At 72.7% G+C, this 18307-nt stretch carries 13 protein-coding genes; 5 read left to right on the forward strand and 8 right to left on the reverse strand.

Annotation, left to right across the window (positions count from 1 at the left end; genetic code table 11):
* Positions 1–246: 246 nt before the first annotated feature.
* Positions 247–1245, reverse strand: a complete 999-nt coding sequence (locus tag MUU72_RS33685) for an aldo/keto reductase (RefSeq protein ID WP_248017262.1) — start codon at positions 1243–1245, stop codon at positions 247–249.
* A gap of 141 nt (positions 1246–1386) precedes the next feature.
* Entirely contained in the window at positions 1387–2850 is a 1464-nt protein-coding gene (locus MUU72_RS33690) for an MFS transporter (RefSeq protein WP_248017263.1), read from the reverse strand.
* Between the two features lie 101 nt (positions 2851–2951).
* Here MUU72_RS33690 and MUU72_RS33695 point away from each other — a divergent pair, with 101 nt between their 5' ends.
* A complete protein-coding gene (locus MUU72_RS33695; protein WP_248017264.1) occupies positions 2952–3908 on the forward strand; it encodes a helix-turn-helix transcriptional regulator in 957 nt (318 codons plus the stop codon).
* A gap of 22 nt (positions 3909–3930) precedes the next feature.
* On the opposite strand, the gene MUU72_RS33700 is transcribed toward MUU72_RS33695, so the two are convergent.
* Entirely contained in the window at positions 3931–5388 is a 1458-nt protein-coding gene (locus MUU72_RS33700; RefSeq protein WP_248017265.1) for an MFS transporter, read from the reverse strand.
* A gap of 74 nt (positions 5389–5462) precedes the next feature.
* On the opposite strand from MUU72_RS33700, the gene dusB reads away from it, so the two are divergent.
* Together dusB and ppdK are read left to right on the forward strand one after the other, a co-directional pair.
* Positions 5463–6590 carry a tRNA dihydrouridine synthase DusB gene (dusB, locus tag MUU72_RS33705; protein ID WP_248017266.1) on the forward strand — a complete coding sequence of 376 codons (1128 nt, stop codon included), beginning with the start codon at positions 5463–5465 and terminating at the stop codon, positions 6588–6590.
* 711 nt (positions 6591–7301) lie between these two features.
* Positions 7302–9995 carry a pyruvate, phosphate dikinase gene (ppdK, locus tag MUU72_RS33710; RefSeq protein WP_248017267.1) on the forward strand — a complete coding sequence of 898 codons (2694 nt, stop codon included), beginning with the start codon at positions 7302–7304 and terminating at the stop codon, positions 9993–9995.
* Positions 9996–10210: 215 nt separating this feature from the next.
* Here the strand turns inward: ppdK and MUU72_RS33715 are convergent, their stop codons facing one another.
* Entirely contained in the window at positions 10211–11056 is an 846-nt protein-coding gene (locus MUU72_RS33715; RefSeq protein WP_248017268.1) for an alpha/beta fold hydrolase, read from the reverse strand.
* A 92-nt stretch (positions 11057–11148) separates the two neighbouring features.
* Here MUU72_RS33715 and MUU72_RS33720 point away from each other — a divergent pair, with 92 nt between their 5' ends.
* Both MUU72_RS33720 and MUU72_RS33725 read left to right on the forward strand, forming a co-directional pair.
* Entirely contained in the window at positions 11149–12117 is a 969-nt protein-coding gene (locus tag MUU72_RS33720) for a LysR family transcriptional regulator (RefSeq protein ID WP_248017269.1), read from the forward strand.
* An 857-nt stretch (positions 12118–12974) separates the two neighbouring features.
* The gene (locus tag MUU72_RS33725) at positions 12975–13814 is read left to right on the forward strand and encodes an ArsR/SmtB family transcription factor (protein ID WP_248017270.1); all 840 of its coding nucleotides are present in this window, start codon (positions 12975–12977) and stop codon (positions 13812–13814) included.
* Between the two features lie 39 nt (positions 13815–13853).
* Here MUU72_RS33725 and MUU72_RS33730 read toward each other — a convergent pair whose 3' ends face one another.
* The 4 genes from MUU72_RS33730 to MUU72_RS33745 all read right to left on the reverse strand — a co-directional run bounded on the left by MUU72_RS33730 (position 13854) and on the right by MUU72_RS33745 (position 18103).
* Positions 13854–14792 (reverse strand): TauD/TfdA dioxygenase family protein, encoded by a 939-nt coding sequence (locus MUU72_RS33730; RefSeq protein ID WP_248017271.1) that lies wholly within the window; start codon positions 14790–14792, stop codon positions 13854–13856.
* A gap of 295 nt (positions 14793–15087) precedes the next feature.
* A complete protein-coding gene (locus MUU72_RS33735; RefSeq protein WP_248017272.1) occupies positions 15088–15924 on the reverse strand; it encodes a carbohydrate ABC transporter permease in 837 nt (278 codons plus the stop codon).
* A gap of 5 nt (positions 15925–15929) precedes the next feature.
* A complete protein-coding gene (locus tag MUU72_RS33740; protein WP_248017273.1) occupies positions 15930–16853 on the reverse strand; it encodes a carbohydrate ABC transporter permease in 924 nt (307 codons plus the stop codon).
* Entirely contained in the window at positions 16850–18103 is a 1254-nt protein-coding gene (locus MUU72_RS33745) for an ABC transporter substrate-binding protein (protein WP_248017274.1), read from the reverse strand. The genes MUU72_RS33740 and MUU72_RS33745 overlap by 4 nt, the downstream gene beginning before the upstream one ends.
* Positions 18104–18307 lie beyond the last annotated feature (204 nt).

Here is an 18307-nt window from a genome sequence, read left to right on the forward strand (position 1 = left end):
ACCCCGCGAAGCGGGGAACAACAGCACCCCGCACGGCGGGAAACCCAACAACGTGCGCAGGCCCGCCGCAGGCACCCGCACGGCGGGAAACCCAACAACGTGCGCAGGCCCGCCGCAGGCACTCGCACGGCGGGAAAGCCGACAACGTGCGCAGGCCCGCCGCAGGCACTCGCACGGCGGGAAACCCAACAACGTGCGCAGGCCCGCCGCAGGCACCCGCCCGGTGGGAAAGCCACACACGTGGGATCAAAGGCCGACGTGCCGCATTTGGGATCGGGGGTAGCGGGTGCCGGCGGCTGCGTTGGGGGGGATGGCGGCTTCGATGGTGGTGAGGTCGTCGGGGGTGAGGGTGGTGTCGAGGGCGCCGAGGGATTCGGTGAGGCGGTCGCGGCGGCGGGCGCCGATGAGGGGGACGATGTCGTCGCCGCGGGAGAGGACCCAGGCGATGGCGGTCTGGGCGACCGTGATGCCCTTGGCTTCGGCGAGGGTGCGGAGGGCGTCGACGAGGGCGAGGTTGTGCTGGAGGTTCTCCCCCTGGAAGCGGGGGGACTGGGCGCGGAAGTCGTTCGCGGCCAGGGTGCGGTCGGGGGTGAAGTGGCCGCTGATCAGGCCGCGGGAGAGGACGCCGTAGGCGGTGATGCCGATGCCCAGTGCGCGGGCGGTGGGCAGGATCTCGTCCTCGATGTCGCGGGTGAGCAGGGAGTACTCGGTCTGGAGGTCGGCGATCGGGGCGACGGCGGCGGCCCGGCGGAGGGTGTCGGCGCCGACCTCGGAGAGGCCGATGTGCCGGACGTGGCCGGCCTCGACCAACTCGGCGATGGCGCCGACGGTCTCCTCGATCGGGACGTCGGGGTCGACGCGGGCGATCCGGTAGATGTCGATGTGGTCGGTGCCCAGGCGCTGGAGGGAGTAGGCGGCGAAGTTCTTCACCGCGGCGGGGCGGCCGTCGTAGCCGGTGAAGCCGCCCTCGACGGTGCGCAGGGCGCCGAACTTGACGCTGAGCAGGGCCCGTTCGCGCAGTGCGGCGGGGGCGGTGCGGAGCGCTTCGTTGATGAGGAGTTCGTTGTGGCCCATGCCGTAGAAGTCGCCGGTGTCGAGCAGGGTGATGCCGGCGTCGAGGGCGGCGTGGAGCGTGGCGAGGGATTCGGCGCGGTCGGTGTCGCCGTAGAGGGCGGACATGCCCATGCAGCCGAGGCCGAGGGCGGAGGTCTGCGGGCCGGTGGTGCCGAGGGCGCGGGTCTGCACGGCGGTCTCCTGGGGACGGGGTCGGACGGGGACGGCGGGGACGGGCCGGGGGCCCGTCGCGCCGTACGTCCAGCTTGGCATGACGGCTGACAGATTTCAATATTTGTCAGTCGTGAGGGTGAAGTCGCCGTGCATCTCCCCTCAGCGCAGGGCGCGGGGGAGGCGCAGGCCCAGCAGCGTGGTGCCCAGGACGATCACCAGCTGGGTCAGCAGGGCGGCCAGGAACGCGTCGCGGATGCCGGCCGACGGCAGCAGCGCGAGGAAGAGCGTGCCGAGCGTCGCCACGCCGAGCGCCAGGCCCGACTGCTGGGTGGTCACCATCACGCCGCCGCCGACCCCTGCCTGGGTCACCGGCAGTTCGCTCAGCACGATCCGCATCAGCACCGGCAGCACCAGCCCCTGGCCGACGCCGAGCACCGTCATGCTCGGGGCGAGCGCCGCGACCGGCAGCCCGGGCCAGCCCGCGTGCACGGTCAGCGCCAGGGCGGCGAGCCCGGTGCCCTGGATCAGCGACCCGGTGATCACCACCTTGCGCCCGAAGCGCGCCACCAGCCGGGGCCCGGCCAGGGAGGCGAGGAAGAACGCCAGGCACAGCGGCACCAGGGAGACGCCCGCGGCCAGCGGCCCGTAGCGCAGACCGCTCTGGAGGGCGACCGCCACCACGAACATGAAGCCGCCGAAGCCCACCGAGAACGGGACGATCATGGCCAGTCCGCTGCGGACCGACGGGATGCGGAAGAGGGACGGCGGGACGAGGGGGGTGCGGCCGGTGCGCTCCGCGGCGCGTTCGACGGCGACGAACGCCCCGGCGGCGAACGGGAAGACGGCCAGCAGCAGCCAGGACCACAGCGGCCAGCCGGCCGCCCGGCCCTCCGTCAGCGGCAGCAGCAGGGCGACCAGCGCGACGGCGAGCAGCACGGTACCGGGGCCGTCCACCCGGCTGGGGTGCGGCGAGCGGGTCTCGGGCACCGTCCGGGCCGCCAGCAGCCAGGCCGCGGCCGCGATCGGCACGTTCACCAGGAAGACCGCGCGCCAGCCGCTGCCGGCCAGGTCCACCGAGACCAGCAGCCCGCCGAGCACCTGCCCGACGGCGCTGGAGACGCCGGCCGTGCCGCCGTAGAGGCTGAGGGCCTTGGCGCGCCGCTTGCCGGTGGTGGCGGCCTGGATGGTGGCCAGCACCTGGGGCAGCAGCAGTGCGGCGGCCGCGCCCTGGGTGACCCGGGCGGCCACCAGCGTCCAGGCGTCCGGGGCCAGGCCGCAGGCGAGCGAGGTCAGGCCGAAGGCGGCCAGGCCCCACAGGAACAGCCGCCGCCGGCCGGCGATGTCGCCGAGCCGGCCGCCGAGGACCAGCAGTGTGGCGTAGGCGACGCCGTAGCCGGCCACCACCATCTCCAGCGTCGCCGGGCCGGCGTGCAGATCGCGTTCGATGGTCGGCAGGGCGACGTTGACGATGAAGAAGTCGATCATCGGCAGGGCCGCGCCCAGGAGGACGGTCAGCAGGCCCAGCGGGGTCAGCAGCGGGTTGGCCGCCGTACGGGGCGGAGCGCCGGCCGGGGTGGTGGACGGGGCGGTGGGAACGGTGGAAGCTATCGGGGTTCGACTCACGGGGACGAGCTTTCCGGTTCGCTCAACCGGGTACCAGAGCGTCCCGATCCTGGTATCAGCACTACCTGGCAACGGGCTGGCGACTGCGGCAGGCTGGCTCCATGACCGTGGATGTGACGCAGGCCGCCGAGGTGGCCGGGACGGGTACCGCGCGGACGGACGGACGGGGGCCCGCCGCGCCGCCGCCCCGCAACGGACACCGGGCCGACGACGCGGTGCGCCGGGCGGAGCTGGCCGCCTTCCTGCGCAGCCGGCGCGAGCGGATCACCCCCGAGCAGGTCGGGCTGCCCCGCGGCGCCCGGCGCCGCACCCCGGGGCTGCGCCGCGAGGAGGTCGCCCAGCTCGGTGCCGTCGGGGTCACCTGGTACACGTGGCTCGAACAGGGGCGCGACATCCACGTCTCCCCGCAGGTGCTGGACGCGGTCGCCCGCGCGCTGTTGCTGGACCGCGCCGAGCGCAGCCACCTCTTCGCCCTGGCCGGGGTGGCCGATCCGCAGCCCGGCAAGGAGTGCACCGGTGTCCCCCGGGCGCTGCGGGACATCCTGGACCAGCTCTCCCCGTATCCGGCCGCCGTCCAGAACAGCAAGTTCGACATCCTCGCCTACAACGGCACCTACGGGCAGCTGATGGGCGATCTGGACGCGGTGCCCGAGGAGGACCGCAACTGCATGTGGCTGGCGTTCACCCACCCCGAGTGGCGGGCCAGCCTGGTGGACCGGGAGTCCACGGTGCGGCGGATGACCGCCAAGTTCCGCGCCGCGATGGCCGAGCACCTCGCCGAGCCGGGCTGGAAGGCGCTGGTGGCGCGGCTGACGGAGGCGTCGCCGGAGTTCCGGGAGATCTGGGCGCAGCACGAGGTCGAGCGCGCGACGAGCGCGGTGAAGGTCTTCCGGCACCCGGTGGGCGTCCTCCAGCTGGCCACCACCAACCTGTGGACGGGCCCGAACCCCGGCCCGAAGGCGCTCGTCTACACCCCTGTTGACGAGGCGTCGCGGCAGCGCCTGGTGGAGCTGGAGCGGCTGGCCGGTGCGCCGGGGCGGGTGGCGGCGGGCGTCTGAGGGGCCGCGCCCCGGCCGCGCGCTACGAGCCGGTGCGCGCCTGCCGGTGGTCGCGGGCCGCCTCGCCCTCGAAGAGGGCGGCGGTGCGCCGGGCGGTGGCGTCGGCCCAGCGGCCGGTGGTCAGCGCGCCCAGCAGCAGCACCGCGGCGCCGCAGCCGGCGATGATCCACCAGCCCGGGCGGGCGGCGGCCAGGAACGCGGTGCGGGTGGCGCCGGTGTGCGCGCCGCCGGCCAGCACCGCGCCGATCACCGCGACGCCCAGCGACTGGCCGACCTGCCGGCTGGTGGAGGCCACCGCGGCCGCCACGCCCGCCTGGGCGCGCGGCATCCCGGAGACCGCGGTGTTGGTGATCGGCGCGTTGACCAGGCCGAACCCGATGCCGAAGAGGATGTAGCCGGTGAACAGCAGCGCGGTGGTGGACTCCGCGTCGAAGGCGGCGAACAGCACGCCGCTGGCGGCCATGGCGCAGCCGGCCAGCAGCAGCGGCAGGCGGGGGCCCCGGCCGCCGACCAGCCGCCCGGACAGCGGCGCGAAGACCAGCGTCATCCCGGCCATCGGCAGCATGTAGAGCCCGGCGTTCAGGGCGGACAGACCGCGGATGTTCTGGAGGTAGAGGGTGTTGACGAAGAGGAAGCCGCCCAGCGCGGCGAACGCGCAGACCGCCGTCACGGTGGCGCCGCTGAACGGGGCGCTGTGGAAGAACCGCAGGTCGATGAGGGGTTCCGGGCGCCGCCGCTCGTAGCCGACCAGTGCGATCAGGGACCCGGCCGCCACCAGGACGAACGCCAGGATCTCCGGGGAGTCCCAGCCGGCCTCCGGTGCCTCGATGATCGCGTACGTCAGCGAGCCGAGCAGCGCGATCACCAGCAGCTGGCCGACCGGATCGACCCGGCGCGGCCGCGGCGCGCGGGACTCCGGTACCCAGCGCCAGGTCAGGAAGAGCGCCAGGGCGCCGATCGGGACGTTGATCCAGAAGATCGAGCGCCAGCCGACGCTCTGCACCAGCAGTCCGCCGACCACCGGCCCGGCGGCCATGCTGATACCGACCACGCCGCCCCACACCCCGATGGCGCGGGCCCGCTCCCGGGGGTCGGTGAAGGTGTTGGTGATGATCGACATGGCGACGGGGTTCAGCATCGAGCCGCCGACCGCCTGCACCATCCGGAAGACCACCAGCCACGTCAGGTCGGGCGCCAGGCTGCACAGCAGGGAGCCGGCCGCGAAGACCACCAGGCCGATCATGAAGATCCGGCGGCGGCCCAGGCGGTCCGCGGTCGAGCCGGAGAGCATCAGCAGCGAGGCCAGCACCAGGGTGTAGGCGTCGATGGTCCACTGCATCCCGGAGACCGAGGCGCCCAGTTCGCGCTGCATGGACGGCAGGGCGACGTTGAGGACGGTGTTGTCGAGACTGACGATGAGCAGGCTCAGACAGCAGATCGCCAGGACGAGCAGACGGCGACGGCGGCTGAGGTCGGGCATGGTTGAACCGTACAACGATCCCGGTCGGTCGGCCCCCGGCGGGGTGCCCGGCCCGGTGCGGGACAATGGAGGGCATGAGTTCGTTGCAGATCGGCCCGCACTCGGTGCAGCCCCCCGTGGTCCTCGCCCCCATGGCCGGGATCACCAACGCCCCGTTCCGGACGCTGTGCCGGGAGTTCAGCGGCGGCAAGGGGCTCTTCGTCAGTGAGATGATCACGACCCGGGCGCTGGTCGAGCGCAACGAGAAGACCATGCAGCTGATCCACTTCGACGCCGGCGAGCGGCCGCGGTCGATCCAGCTGTACGGCGTCGACCCGGCCACCGTCGGCAAGGCCGTCCGCATGATCGTCGAGGAGGACCTCGCCGACCACATCGACCTGAACTTCGGCTGCCCGGTGCCCAAGGTGACCCGCAAGGGCGGCGGCTCCGCCCTGCCGTACAAGCGGCCGCTGCTGCGCGCGATCCTGCGCGAGGCGGTCAGCGGCGCCGGGGAGCTGCCGGTGACGATGAAGATGCGCAAGGGCATCGACGACGACCACCTCACCTACCTCGACGCCGGCCGGATCGCCGTCGAGGAGGGCGTCACCGCGATCGCCCTGCACGGCCGCACCACCGCCCAGCACTACGGCGGCACCGCCGACTGGGACGCCATCGCCCGCCTGAAGGAGCACGTCCCGGAGCTCCCGGTGCTCGGCAACGGCGACATCTGGTCGGCGGACGACGCGGTGCGGATGATGCGTCAGACCGGCTGCGACGGCGTCGTGGTCGGCCGCGGCTGCCTGGGCCGCCCCTGGCTCTTCGGCGACCTGGTCGCCGCCTTCGAGGGCACCGGCGCACCCAAGGCCCCCACGCTGCGCGAGGTCGCCGACGTCATGGTCCGGCACGCCACGCTGCTGGGCGAGTGGCTCGGCGACGAGGCCCGCGGGGTGATCGACTTCCGCAAGCACGTCGCCTGGTACCTCAAGGGCTTCGCGGTCGGCTCGGAGATGCGCAAGCGGCTGGCGATCAGCTCGTCGCTGGCGGAGCTGGCGGCGGGCCTGCACGAGCTGGACCTGGACCAGGCGTGGCCGGCCGGCGCCGACGGCCCGCGCGGCCGCACCTCCGGCAACAACCGCGTGGTGCTCCCGGACGGCTGGCTGCGCGACCCGTACGACTGCGCGGGCGTCGGCGAGGACGCCGAACTGGACACCTCCGGCGGCTGACCCCGCCCTCTCCCTCGGCCCGGCCGGCGCGGCACCGCGCCGGCCGTTCCCCTTTTCCGGCCCGCGGGCGTGCCTGCCCGCGGGCCGGCGTGCGCCCGTATACGGGTTCGGGCGCCGCGGCCGCGTTCCCGCCGCCGGCGAAGTATGGCGCGATCGCGTGCGGTGGCGGACGGGCCGGTGACGTCCGGGGCGGGGTGGCGCCGGCCCGGTGCGGGCGGGTGGCCGAATCGTGCGCCGCACTTCCCGCACTGCGGAAAACCGCCCCCTTTTCTCTCATCGCGTTCCTTGATCACATCCGGGCGCGGGGTCCAAATGATGGAACTGGCGCACACATGAGCGCGTGATTCTCGCCACCCCTGATAGGGGTTGCGCTCAGATGAGCGCGCCCGGTTGGGCTCCATCTCTCGCAGTGGTGGCACCGGGTGCCACCCGCCATCCGTTCAACCCATCAAGTGAACCCTTGCGGTGCGTAGCGATCGCGTCCCGTTCGACTGCGCAGCGCAGTGATGCATTCGGGTAGTAAACGATGGTGGAAAAGCAGGACGACTTTCGATCTGGTGGCGGACGCCGGGTTACGCACGTATGTCGACCAAGTGGACGTACCCATACGCCTTCGATCTGGGTATGTTCCTCGCCGTCAGGGCAGCCCGTCGGCGAGGAGTCAGACCCGTGCCGGAAACACAAGATCCCCACGTAAGCCAGTCTTCTTCCGTGAAGTTCGTCTACGACTTCACCGAGGGCAACAAGGACCTCAAAGACCTCCTCGGTGGCAAGGGCGCCAACCTCGCGGAGATGACCAACCTGGGACTTCCGGTCCCGCCCGGCTTCACGATCACCACCGAAGCCTGCAAGGTCTACCTGGAGAGCGGCAGTGAGCCCGCGGCACTCCGTGCCGAGGTCTCCGACCACCTCGCCGCCCTGGAGAAGACCATGGGCAAGAAGCTCGGCCAGGCCGACGACCCCTTGCTCGTTTCGGTGCGTTCCGGTGCGAAGTTCTCCATGCCCGGCATGATGGACACCGTCCTCAACATCGGCCTCTCCGATGCGTCGGTTTCCGGCCTCGCCAAGCAGGCCGGCGACGAGCGGTTCGCCTGGGACTCCTACCGCCGCCTGATCCAGATGTTCGGCAAGACCGTGCTGGGCGTCGACGGCGACCTCTTCGAGGAGGCCCTGGAGGGCGCCAAGCACGCCAAGGGCGTCACCGTCGACATCGACCTGGACGCCGCCGACCTCAAGGCCCTGGTCGACCGCTTCAAGCAGATCGTCACCGAGGCGACCGGCCGGGACTTCCCGCAGGACCCGCGCGAGCAGATGGACCTCGCCATAAGGGCCGTCTTCGACTCGTGGAACACCGACCGCGCCAAGCTCTACCGCCGCCAGGAGCGCATCCCCGGCGACCTCGGCACGGCCGTCAACGTCTGCTCCATGGTCTTCGGCAACCTCGGCCCGGACTCCGGCACCGGCGTCGCCTTCACCCGCGACCCCGCCTCCGGCCAGCAGGGCGTCTACGGCGACTACCTCCAGAACGCGCAGGGCGAGGACGTCGTCGCCGGTATCCGCAACACCGTCCCGCTCGCGGAGCTGGAGTCGATCGACAAGGCGTCGTACGACCAGCTGATGCAGATCATGGAGACGCTCGAAACGCACTACAAGGACCTGTGCGACATCGAGTTCACCATCGAGCGCGGCAAGCTGTGGATGCTCCAGACCCGGGTCGGCAAGCGCACCGCCGGCGCCGCCTTCCGGATCGCCACCCAGCTCGTGGACCAGGGCCTGATCGACGAGGCCGAGGCCCTCCAGCGGGTCACCGGCGGGCAGCTGGCGCAGCTGATGTTCCCCCGCTTCGACCTGGACGCCGAGTCCGAGCTGATCGGCCGCGGTATCGCCGCGTCCCCGGGCGCCGCGGTCGGCAAGGCCGTCTTCGACTCCTACACGGCCGTCAAGTGGTCCCGCTCCGGCGAGAAGGTCATCCTGATCCGCCGCGAGACCAACCCCGACGACCTCAACGGCATGATCGCCGCCGAGGGCATCCTCACCTCCCGCGGCGGCAAGACCTCGCACGCCGCCGTCGTGGCCCGCGGGATGGGCAAGACCTGCGTGTGCGGCGCCGAGGAGCTCCAGGTCGACACCAAGACCAGGCGGCTGACCACCTCCGACGGCACCGTCATCGAGGAGGGCGACACCGTCTCCATCGACGGCTCCACCGGCAAGGTCTACGCCGGTGAGGTCCCGGTCGTGCCGTCGCCGGTCGTGGAGTACTTCGAGGGCCGGATGCACGCCGGCGCCGAGGACGCCGACGAGCTGGTCAAGGCCGTGCACCGGATCATGGCGTACGCGGACCGGGTCCGCCGGCTGCGGGTCCGGGCCAACGCCGACAACGCCGAGGACGCCGCCCGCGCCCGCCGCTTCGGCGCCCAGGGCATCGGCCTGTGCCGCACCGAGCACATGTTCCTCGGCGAGCGCCGGGAGATGGTCGAGCGGCTGATCCTGGCCGACACCGACGCCGACAAGGACGCCGCGCTCGCCGAGCTGCTGCCGCTCCAGAAGGCCGACTTCATCGAGCTGTTCGAGGCGATGGACGGCCTGCCGGTCACGGTCCGCCTCCTCGACCCGCCGCTGCACGAGTTCCTGCCCGACATCACCGACCTCTCGGTGCGGGTCGCGCTCGCCGAGGCCCGGCACGAGAAGCACGAGAACGACCTGCGGCTGCTCCAGGCCGTGCACAAGCTGCACGAGCAGAACCCGATGCTGGGTCTGCGCGGGGTCCGCCTCGGCCTGGTCATCCCCGGCCTGTTCGCCATGCAGGTCCGGGCCATCGCCGAGGCCGCCGCGGAGCGCAAGAACGCCAAGGGCGACCCGCGTGCGGAGATCATGATCCCGCTGGTCGGCACCGTCCAGGAGCTGGAGATCGTCCGCGAGGAGGCCGAGCAGGTCATCGCCGAGGTCGAGCGGGCCCGCGGCGTCAGCCTCAAGCTCACCCTCGGCACGATGATCGAGCTGCCCCGGGCCGCGCTCACGGCCGGTCAGATCGCCGAGTCCGCCGACTTCTTCTCCTTCGGCACCAACGACCTCACGCAGACCGTGTGGGGCTTCTCCCGGGACGACGTGGAGGCCAGCTTCTTCACCGCGTACCTGGAGAAGGGCATCTTCGGCGTCAGCCCGTTCGAGACCATCGACAAGGACGGGGTGGGCTCGCTGGTCCGCAGCGCCGCCGAGGCCGGCCGGGCCACCCGGCCCGACCTCAAGCTCGGGGTCTGCGGTGAGCACGGCGGCGACCCGGACTCGGTCCACTTCTTCCACGAGGTCGGCCTGGACTACGTCTCCTGCTCCCCGTTCCGCATCCCCGTCGCCCGCCTGGAGGCGGGCCGCGCGGCGGCGGAGTCCCAGGGCAGCGACAGCCGCTGACCCCACCCGGGGCCGCCACGGCCCCCCGAACCCCCGGAACCGGCGGCGGGCGCCCTTGACCCTCACTCCCGCCGCCACCTCCGGCACCCACGAGGGCGGCACCTGTGCGGAGGTGCCGCCCTCGGTTCTGTGGGCGGCCACTGGGGCGGCAGTGGCGCTGGGCAGGCGCACGAAGGTGGCGCCGAGCACCACCGGCAGCACGAGGCGTCCGCCGCTCAAGGCAGCAGCGCCGCGGCGAGCTCACGGGGTCGGGCGGCGAACGGGCTGTGGCCGCCCGGGAGGGTGCGCACGGTGAACGGGTTGCCGGGCACGGCCCGGTCGGCTTCCTCGATCATCAGATCCTGCACGGCCGTCGGCAGCGCCCGGTCGTCCGCGCAGCGCAGGAAGGTCCGCGGGACGCGCCCCCACCGTTGCGGAGTCACGAGGACCGGGGTGGCGGGGATCGCCAGCGGCAGATCGGGGCTCAGTGCCGAGCGCCAGCGGTCGAAGCGGTCCGGCGGGGTGTCGTGGTAGTGGGTCTGCCGCAGTTCCTCGACGTAGGCGGGGTCCTGTGCGAGCGGGTTGATCCGTACGGCGCCCAGTTCCCCGGGGTCGCCGAGGCTGAGGCCCCGGCCCCGTGCCGTGGCGTTCTCGGGTGAGCCGAGGTAGTCGAAGAACCGGGGCCGTCCGGCGGGCACGAAGGCGGAGAGGTAGACGATCTCGTCGACGAGTCCGGGTGCGCGCTCGGTGGCCAGTGACGCGGGGCCGCCGCCCGCGCTGTGTGCGACGAGCACGACACGACGGTGGCGGCGGGCCTGGCGCAGCGTGTCCAGCACGGCCTCGGCGCAGTCGTCCATCGTCACGGTGGCGAGCGCGGACTTCTCGGTCGACAGGCCCGGCTGGCCCGGCCGGAGGTATCCGGTGGGCAGTGGCGCGTCGAAGCCGTGCCCCGGCAGGTCGACGGCCATGCTCGCGGCACCGAGCGCGGCGAGTGCGCGCTGCGTCGCCGCCCACTGCCCGGAGCCGTGCCAGGCCCCGTGCACGAAGACGAAGACGGTGTCCGCGGGGGAGGAATCAGTCATGACCGCATTCCACGCGACCCGGCGCTGACCATCCATGGAAAGATCTGGAAAGCTGGCCGACGATACATGTGAGATATGGCTGGAAGGCTGACGTGGAAGCGCGGCACCTGCGGTACGCACTGGCCCTCGCCGAGCACGCGCACTTCGGCCGGGCGGCCGGTGCGCTGGGCATCGCGCAGCCTCCGCTGTCCAAGCAGATCGCCGACCTCGAACGGGAAGTGGGCGCCCGCTTGTTCGACCGCACCCGCCAGGGGGTGTTCCCGACGGCTGCGGGCGCGGCCTTCCTCTCCCGGGCGCGCAGGGCGCTCGACGAGATCGCGGCGGCCTCGGTCGACGCGGCCCGGGCAGCACGCGGCGAGACGGGACGGCTGCGCCTGGGGTTCATCGCCTCGGCGCTGCTCGAACCCCTGCCGGACGTCCTCGGCCGGTTCGGCCGCGAACGGCCCGGCGTACGGCTGGAACTGCACGAGATGGCGACCAGGCACAGCACTGCCGCGCTCGTCGCCGGTGAACTGGACGTGGCGATCGGCCTCGGCCGGCCAGGGGGCGTCGGGGCCGAGCAGTTGGTATCGGTCCCGATCGGACACGACCACCTGGTCGCGGTCGTGAGCAGCACGCACCCGTACGCGGGGCAGTCGTCGGTGGGCGTGGACCAACTGCGGCGACAGCCGCTGATCGTGGCGCCGGACGAGGACGAGCCCGCCGTCGTCACCGGCCTGCGGGCCCTCCTGGGCAAGGACTCCCCGGCGCTCGCCGGCGCGACCGTCGCGAGGGACATCCACACCATCATCGGCCTCGCCGCCTGCGGGGTGGGCGTCGGCCTGGGACCCTCTCGCATGGTGACGGCCCCCCGGCGGGGCACGTGGCTCTGCGAGGTGACCCCGCGCACGCCGCTGCCCGACCTGGTCCTGTCCTTCCGGGCCCAGGACCGTTCCCCGGCCCTGAACGCCTTCCTCGACGTCATCCGCACGAACTGCCCCGAGGTCGGTGCCGCGCTCGACCACCGGCTCGGCCCACTCGGCCCACACCGAGAAAGCGCCCGCGACGCGACCCCCACCTGACGTCGCCTCGCCGGACGAGCGGGAGAAGTCCCCCCCCGCTCCCTCCGCTTCCGCACCGAGCTCCGCCGCACCGTCGCACGACTCCTGCTGCCCCGCTCGACGTTCCCCGCCCCACCGGGTGGACATCCGACCGGCCTGCTGCCCGGCCTCCGCTGCTCCCGCTGGGCGCTTTCCCACTGGGCACCCCGCGCGGCAGCCGCGCGGTGGGGCCGTGGAGGGGTGAGGCCGGCGCGTCTGCCCTGGGAGGGGCAAGTCATTCGAGGCGGCATCCTGTCCGTGCGTCCGGGGGAGGACGACGAGGGCGACACGGCCGAGGTCATCGGCGAAGTCTTGGCGTGATGTGCCCACGGCGTGCGTGCCGGTGATGGGTGTGTTCCGGGCGGCGAGGGCGGCGCCTGTGCACGGGCGCCGCCCTCGCTTTTCTCCGGACTCCCCCCTCGGGAGCTGCCGCCCTCCCAGTCGGCGTGGGAGGCGGCCTCCAACGGGGCACCGCCCGGCCGGTTGTTTGCCCATCACCCCCCACGGGATCGAGCAATCCGGGCCGCGCGCAGCGCCGTTGAATTGCCTCCAGCATTCCGTCCGGGCGGGGCCCGCCGCGACCCCTTTCAACTCTGGCCAAAAGGGCATGGTGACCGCCCGTGGTGGCGTGCATACTCAGGCGTGCCGGGGGCCGACGGAGATAACCAAAGAGTGGGGGTTCGGTGTTACGCGTCCATTTCAGTGGACTCGATCTGGCCCGCGTGCGGATTGCCGCACGCCCCGATGCGCTGTGGGAGACGGTTTTGAGCTTTCACCGGCTCCGCGACCGGCGCGACGATTCCACGTTCGGCGGTTGGCGATCGGAAACCCGCGGAAGGTTGAATGGCGAAACGCGTCTGCTGGCGCCCCTGGTGCCCAGCCGCGGCTATTTCCCGGATTTCCTGACGCCCGCCGAGGGCCTGCTCGGCATGGGCGAGGCGCTGGCCGCCGTGCGGGAGACCCCGGCCGAGCGCCTGCACGCCGAGCTGGGCCGGCTGGCACTCGCCGAGGGCCGGCCGCTGCCCGGCTGGATACGGGCCCTGGCGGACGGTGAGACCCGTTCGCTGGGCCGGCTCGCCGGGATACTCCAGAGCTACCACGACGCGGCCGTCGCCCCGTACTGGCACCGGGTCCGCAGCCGCATAGAGGCCGACCGGGCGGCCCGCGGCCGGGCCCTGCTGGACGGCGGCACCGACCGGCTGCTGGCGTCGCTGCCGCCGATGATGCGCTGGCGCCCGCCGGTCCTGGAGGCGGACTACCCGGTCGACCGGGACCTCCACCTCGGCGGCCGCGGACTGCTCCTGCTGCCCTCGTACTTCTGCCGCCGCACCCCGGTCACCTTCCACAACCCCGACCTCACGCCCGTCCTGGTCTACCCGGTCGAGCACCCCGTGCCACGCCTGACACCGCCCGTCCCGGCCGACCGCTCGCTGGGCCGTCTGGTGGGCCAGACCCGCTCGGCGATCCTGCACGGCATCGGCGTCGGCTGCACCACCAGCGAACTCGCCCGGCGGGTCGACGTCTCGCCGGCGTCGGCCAGCCAGCACGCCACCGTGCTGCGCGACGCCGGCCTGTTGTCCACCCTGCGCCAGGGCAACGCCGTGCTGCACACCCTGACGCCGCTGGGCGCGGCCCTGCTGCGCGGCGGCGCCCAGAGCGACGGCCCGTCCGGCCGGTGACCGGCGCCGGGGCGCTTCCCCGGCAGGCCGCCCGGCCGTTCAGTGCGGCCGGTCGCCGGCGATCGCCACCCGCTCCGCCACCCGCCGCCGGCTCACGTAGTCGAAGGCCGCGTAGTGCTGGGTGGCGCGGTTGTCCCAGAACGCCACGTCCCCGGCCCGCCAGCGCCACCGCACCTGGAACTCCGGGACGTGCGCCTGCCGGCACAGCAGCCCCAGCAGGTGGTCGCTCTCCGCCTCCGGCAGCCCGGTGATGCGGGTGGTGAAGGAGGCGTTCACGAACAGCGTCCGCCGCCCGGTCTCCGGGTGCCGCCGCACCACCGGGTGCTCCACCGGAGGGAACTCCGCCTGGAACGGCGCCAGTTGCTCCGGCGGGCAGAATCGGGCGAACCCCGGGAGATAGTCGTGGACCGCCCGCGCCCCGTCGATCCGGGTCCGGATTTCCGGCGGCAAATTGTCGTACGCGGCCGCCATATCGGCCCACAGGGTGTCCCCGCCCGCCTCCGGGACCTCGCGCAGCTGCAACACCGCGCCCATCGCGGGCCGCGCGCGGAATGTGACATCCGCGTGCCACACGTTCTCGAACGTCGGAGCGCCGCCGGCCGCCTTGTCAAACCTCACCACCTCCTTCGCGTCGCCCCGGGCCAGCAGCGGGTTGGTCTCCAACTCCCCCCAATGCGCGGCGAATCGGCGCTGTGCGGCGGAGGTCAGATGCTGCTCGCGGAAGAACAGCACCTTCCACTCCAGCAGCGCCCGGTTCAGCTCGGCCCGCAGCACCGCGGACAGCGGACGGGACAGATCCAGCCCCCGGACCTCCGCCCCGAGGGTCGCCCCCAGCGGCACCGTCTCGAACAGCTCGTAGGGCCGGCCCGGCCGGCCGTCCGGGGTGCGGCGCAGGATCCGGGGGCCCTCGTACAGCCCGTCGGCGGGGACGCGGTACGGGCGGAGGGCGGGGGTGGGGGCGGTGTCGGCGGTCGTCAACGGGGCCTCCGGGTGGGGGAGTCGGGGTGACGCGGGGGTGCCCGCGGGCGCGCGGGCGCGGCGCCGTACGGCGGCGGGGCGTCCGGCTCAGGACGCGGTGGGACAGCCGGCCGGGGGAGAGCCGACCCGGCCGCGGCGGCGCAGGAAGCTCAGGCCGCGGGGCGCGCACGCACCGTGAGGGCCGCGGTCGCGCGGCGCCGCCTCACGGACGATCGGGTGCGTGCACATGGCACGCACCGTATCGGCAACCGCGGCGCGGGACCACCCCCCCCGGCGCCGCGGCGTCCGGCCGCGCTCAGTCGTCGATGCCGCTGCGCTCGACGCCCGCCACGATGTACCGCTGAAGCAGCAGGAAGACCACCAGCAGCGGCACGATCGAGACCCCCGCCGCGACGAACAGCTTGTGCAGGCTGAGGTTCTGCGCGGTGGTGAACGTGGACAGCGCGACCTGCACCGTCCAGGCCGACTGGTCCTGGCCGATCACCAGCGGCCACAGGAAGGAGTTCCACGCGCCGATGAAGACGATGGTGCCGACCGCCGCGAAGACCGGCCGGGCGTTGGGCACCACGATCCGCCAGTACGTCCGCCAGTACCCCAGGCCGTCCACCCGCGCCGCGTCCTCCAGCTCCCGGGGGAAGCCGAGGAAGGACTGCCGGAAGACGAAGCAGGCGAAGGCGCTGAACAGCGTCGGGATCACCAGCCCGCGCAGGGACGAGATCCAGCCGAGCGTCGAGACCAGCACGAAGCTGGGCACGAACGTCACGGCCGCCGGGACCATCAGGGTGCCCAGGATCGCGTAGAACACCGTCGAGGCGTGGCGGTAGGGGATGCGCGCCAGGCCGTAACCGGCCATCGAGGCGAGCACCACCGTGCCCAGCGTGGTGGCGACGGCGATCAGGGTGGAGTTGAGCAGCGCCCGGGCCAGCGGCAGGTCCGGGTCGGAGAACACCTCCGCCAGATTCGACCAGTGCACCTCGCGGGGGAAGAACGTCCAGGTGGGCGCGGTGATGTCGGCCTCGCTCGCCAGACCGTTGCGGACCAGCAGATAGAACGGGACGAGGAACAGCAGCGCCAGGGCCGCCAGCAGCGCCCCCCGCAGTGCCCGGCCGGCCCGGGTCAGGGCATCGTGCATGTCCTTCACTCCTCCTTGCGGCCGAGGCCGAACCAGCGGGCCTGCACCACCGTCGCCACCGCGATGATCAGCGCCAGGATCACCGCGCCCGCACTGCCCAGGCCGAGGTTCTGGTCCCGTCCGAGCGCGGTGTAGTAGAGGTAGACCAGCGGCGGGCGGGCGTACGGCGGGTAGCCGCGGGCGTCGCTGAGCAGGTTGTAGAACTCGTCGAACGCCTGGAAGGCGTTGATCACCAGCAGCAGGACCACCGCCACGGACGTGGCCCGCAGCTGCGGGAAGGTGATGTGCCGGAAGACCGGCCAGCCCGGCCGCGCCCCGTCCACCGCCGCCGCCTCGTACAGCTGCGGCGGGATCCGCTGGAGCCCCGCCAGGAAGAGGATCATGTAGAAGCCGGCCTGGAGCCACAGCCGGACGGTGACGATGACCAGCCAGTACCACGGCGGGCTGGTGGTGGACAGCCACGCCGTCTGGTCGGCGCCGAACCAGCCGAGCACGGTGTTGGCCAGCCCGAACCGCACTCCGTTGAAAATGGACAGTTTCCAGATCAGCGAGGCCACGACATAACTGCACGCGGTCGGCAGGAAGAACACCGACCGGAAGAACGCCTGGGCGAAGCGCAGGCGGTTCACCATCAGGGCGAGCGACAGCGACAGCGCGAACGTGGCCGGCACGATGAACGCGGTGAAGAGCAGAAAAGTGCCCAGGCTGCTCAGGAAGGCATCGTCGCCCAGCATCGCGGTGTAATTCCCCAGGCCGACGAATTCCGTCGGATTCACCGTGTTGTGCGCGTCGAAGAAACTGAGGTAGACGCTCCACAGCAGCGGAACGTAGGTGAAGAGCGCCAGCCCGGCCGCGAACGGCCCGACGAACACCCAGAACCACAGATTCCGCCGCTGCGGGCCGAGCAGCCGGGCCGGGCGCGCCCTCACTTCTTCCCGGCCCGTTGCAACTCGGCCCGGACCGTGCGCAGGACCGCCTTCAGCTCGGTCTCCGGATGCGCCCCGTCCTTGATGATCCGGCTCAGCGCGTCCTGGTAGGCGGTGCGGTCGGCGCTGCTCCACAGCAGCGGTTCGGCGAAGCCGTGGCCGGTGGCGAACCGCACGGCGTCCGCCGCCGCGCCCTCCCGCAGCTGCCCCGCCTTCTTCGCCAGCGAGATCCGCGCCGGGATGTGGAAGCCGTACGACAGCGCGAAGTCCCGCTGGTAGTCGGTGCGGTCCAGCCACAGCCACTTGGCGAAGTCCTTGGCGGCCGACCGGTGGGTGCTGCGGGCGCTGACCGCGGTCGCGTACGCGCCCACCGGGACCGCCGGCTTCCCGTCCGGCCCGTCCGCGGGGAACGGCAGCACGCCGAAGTCGTCGCCCAGCGCCTTCTTGATCTGCGGCAGCGCCCACAGCCCGGACCACTGCATGGCGGTCAGCCCCTGGATGAACGCCGCCGGGTCGGACCAGTCGGTGGGCGCGCCCAGCAGCAGCGCCTTGCCGGCGTACAGCTGCCGGAACTTGCCCAGCACCCGGGCGGCGGCCGGGTCGTCGAACCCCGCCTTGCCGTCCGCGGTGATCAGGCTCAGCCCGGCCGCGGCCAGCGGCGTCCCGCCGAGCACGCCCGCCCCGCCGTCGTTCCCGAGGAACAGCCCCTTGACCTTGCCGGTGGTCAGCGTCCGCGCCGCGTCGACGAGTTCGTCCACGGTCTGCGGCGGCCGCACCCCGGCGTCCTTGAGCATGCTCGGGCGGTAGTACAGCAGTTGGGTGTCGATGGTCTGCGGTATGCCCCAGATCTTGTCCTGCCAGATCTTCGGCGCCAGCACCGCCTGGTTGAAGTCGTCCTTGACCGGTGCGACGAGGTCGGTCAGATCGACCACCTGGCCGCCCTGGATCTGCTCCAGCGTCGGCCCGTTGACCTCGAAGACGTCCGGTCCCGCGTCGGTCAGCAGCGCCGCCGCGGTCTGCCGGTCGTAGTCCCCCGGCCGCCACTGCACCGTGACGGACGCCTTGGTGTACGCCGCGGCGTAGCGTTTCACCGCCTGCTGGGTGCCCGGTTCGCCGTACTGGTGGTACCACTGGGAGAGCGCCGGGCCCGAACCCCCGCCACCGCGCCCGGTGTTGGACCCGCACGCCGCCAGGGCGCCCGCGAGCGTCATGCCGCCTGCGGCGGCGAGGAGTTGCCGTCTGCCGATCGTCATGCGGGTACCGTACCGGTGGTCGCGTCGCACGTTGTCGGCTGTTCCGCCGTGGGGGTTGCGGTTTTTCGCCTTCGGCGGGGTGCGTGGTGTGGGGTGGGGTCCGTGGTGGTGGCCCTCGTGCCAGAAGCGCGGCCTCGGCGTGATGACCTCGTCCCTCCCCTGATGTCTTCCCCAGGGGTGGGGCCGTTTTCCGGCGGGAGGGGG

It is taken from the genome of Streptomyces rhizoryzae, from assembly GCF_023155275.1.
Taxonomy (GTDB): Bacteria; Actinomycetota; Actinomycetes; order Streptomycetales; family Streptomycetaceae; genus Streptomyces; species Streptomyces rhizoryzae.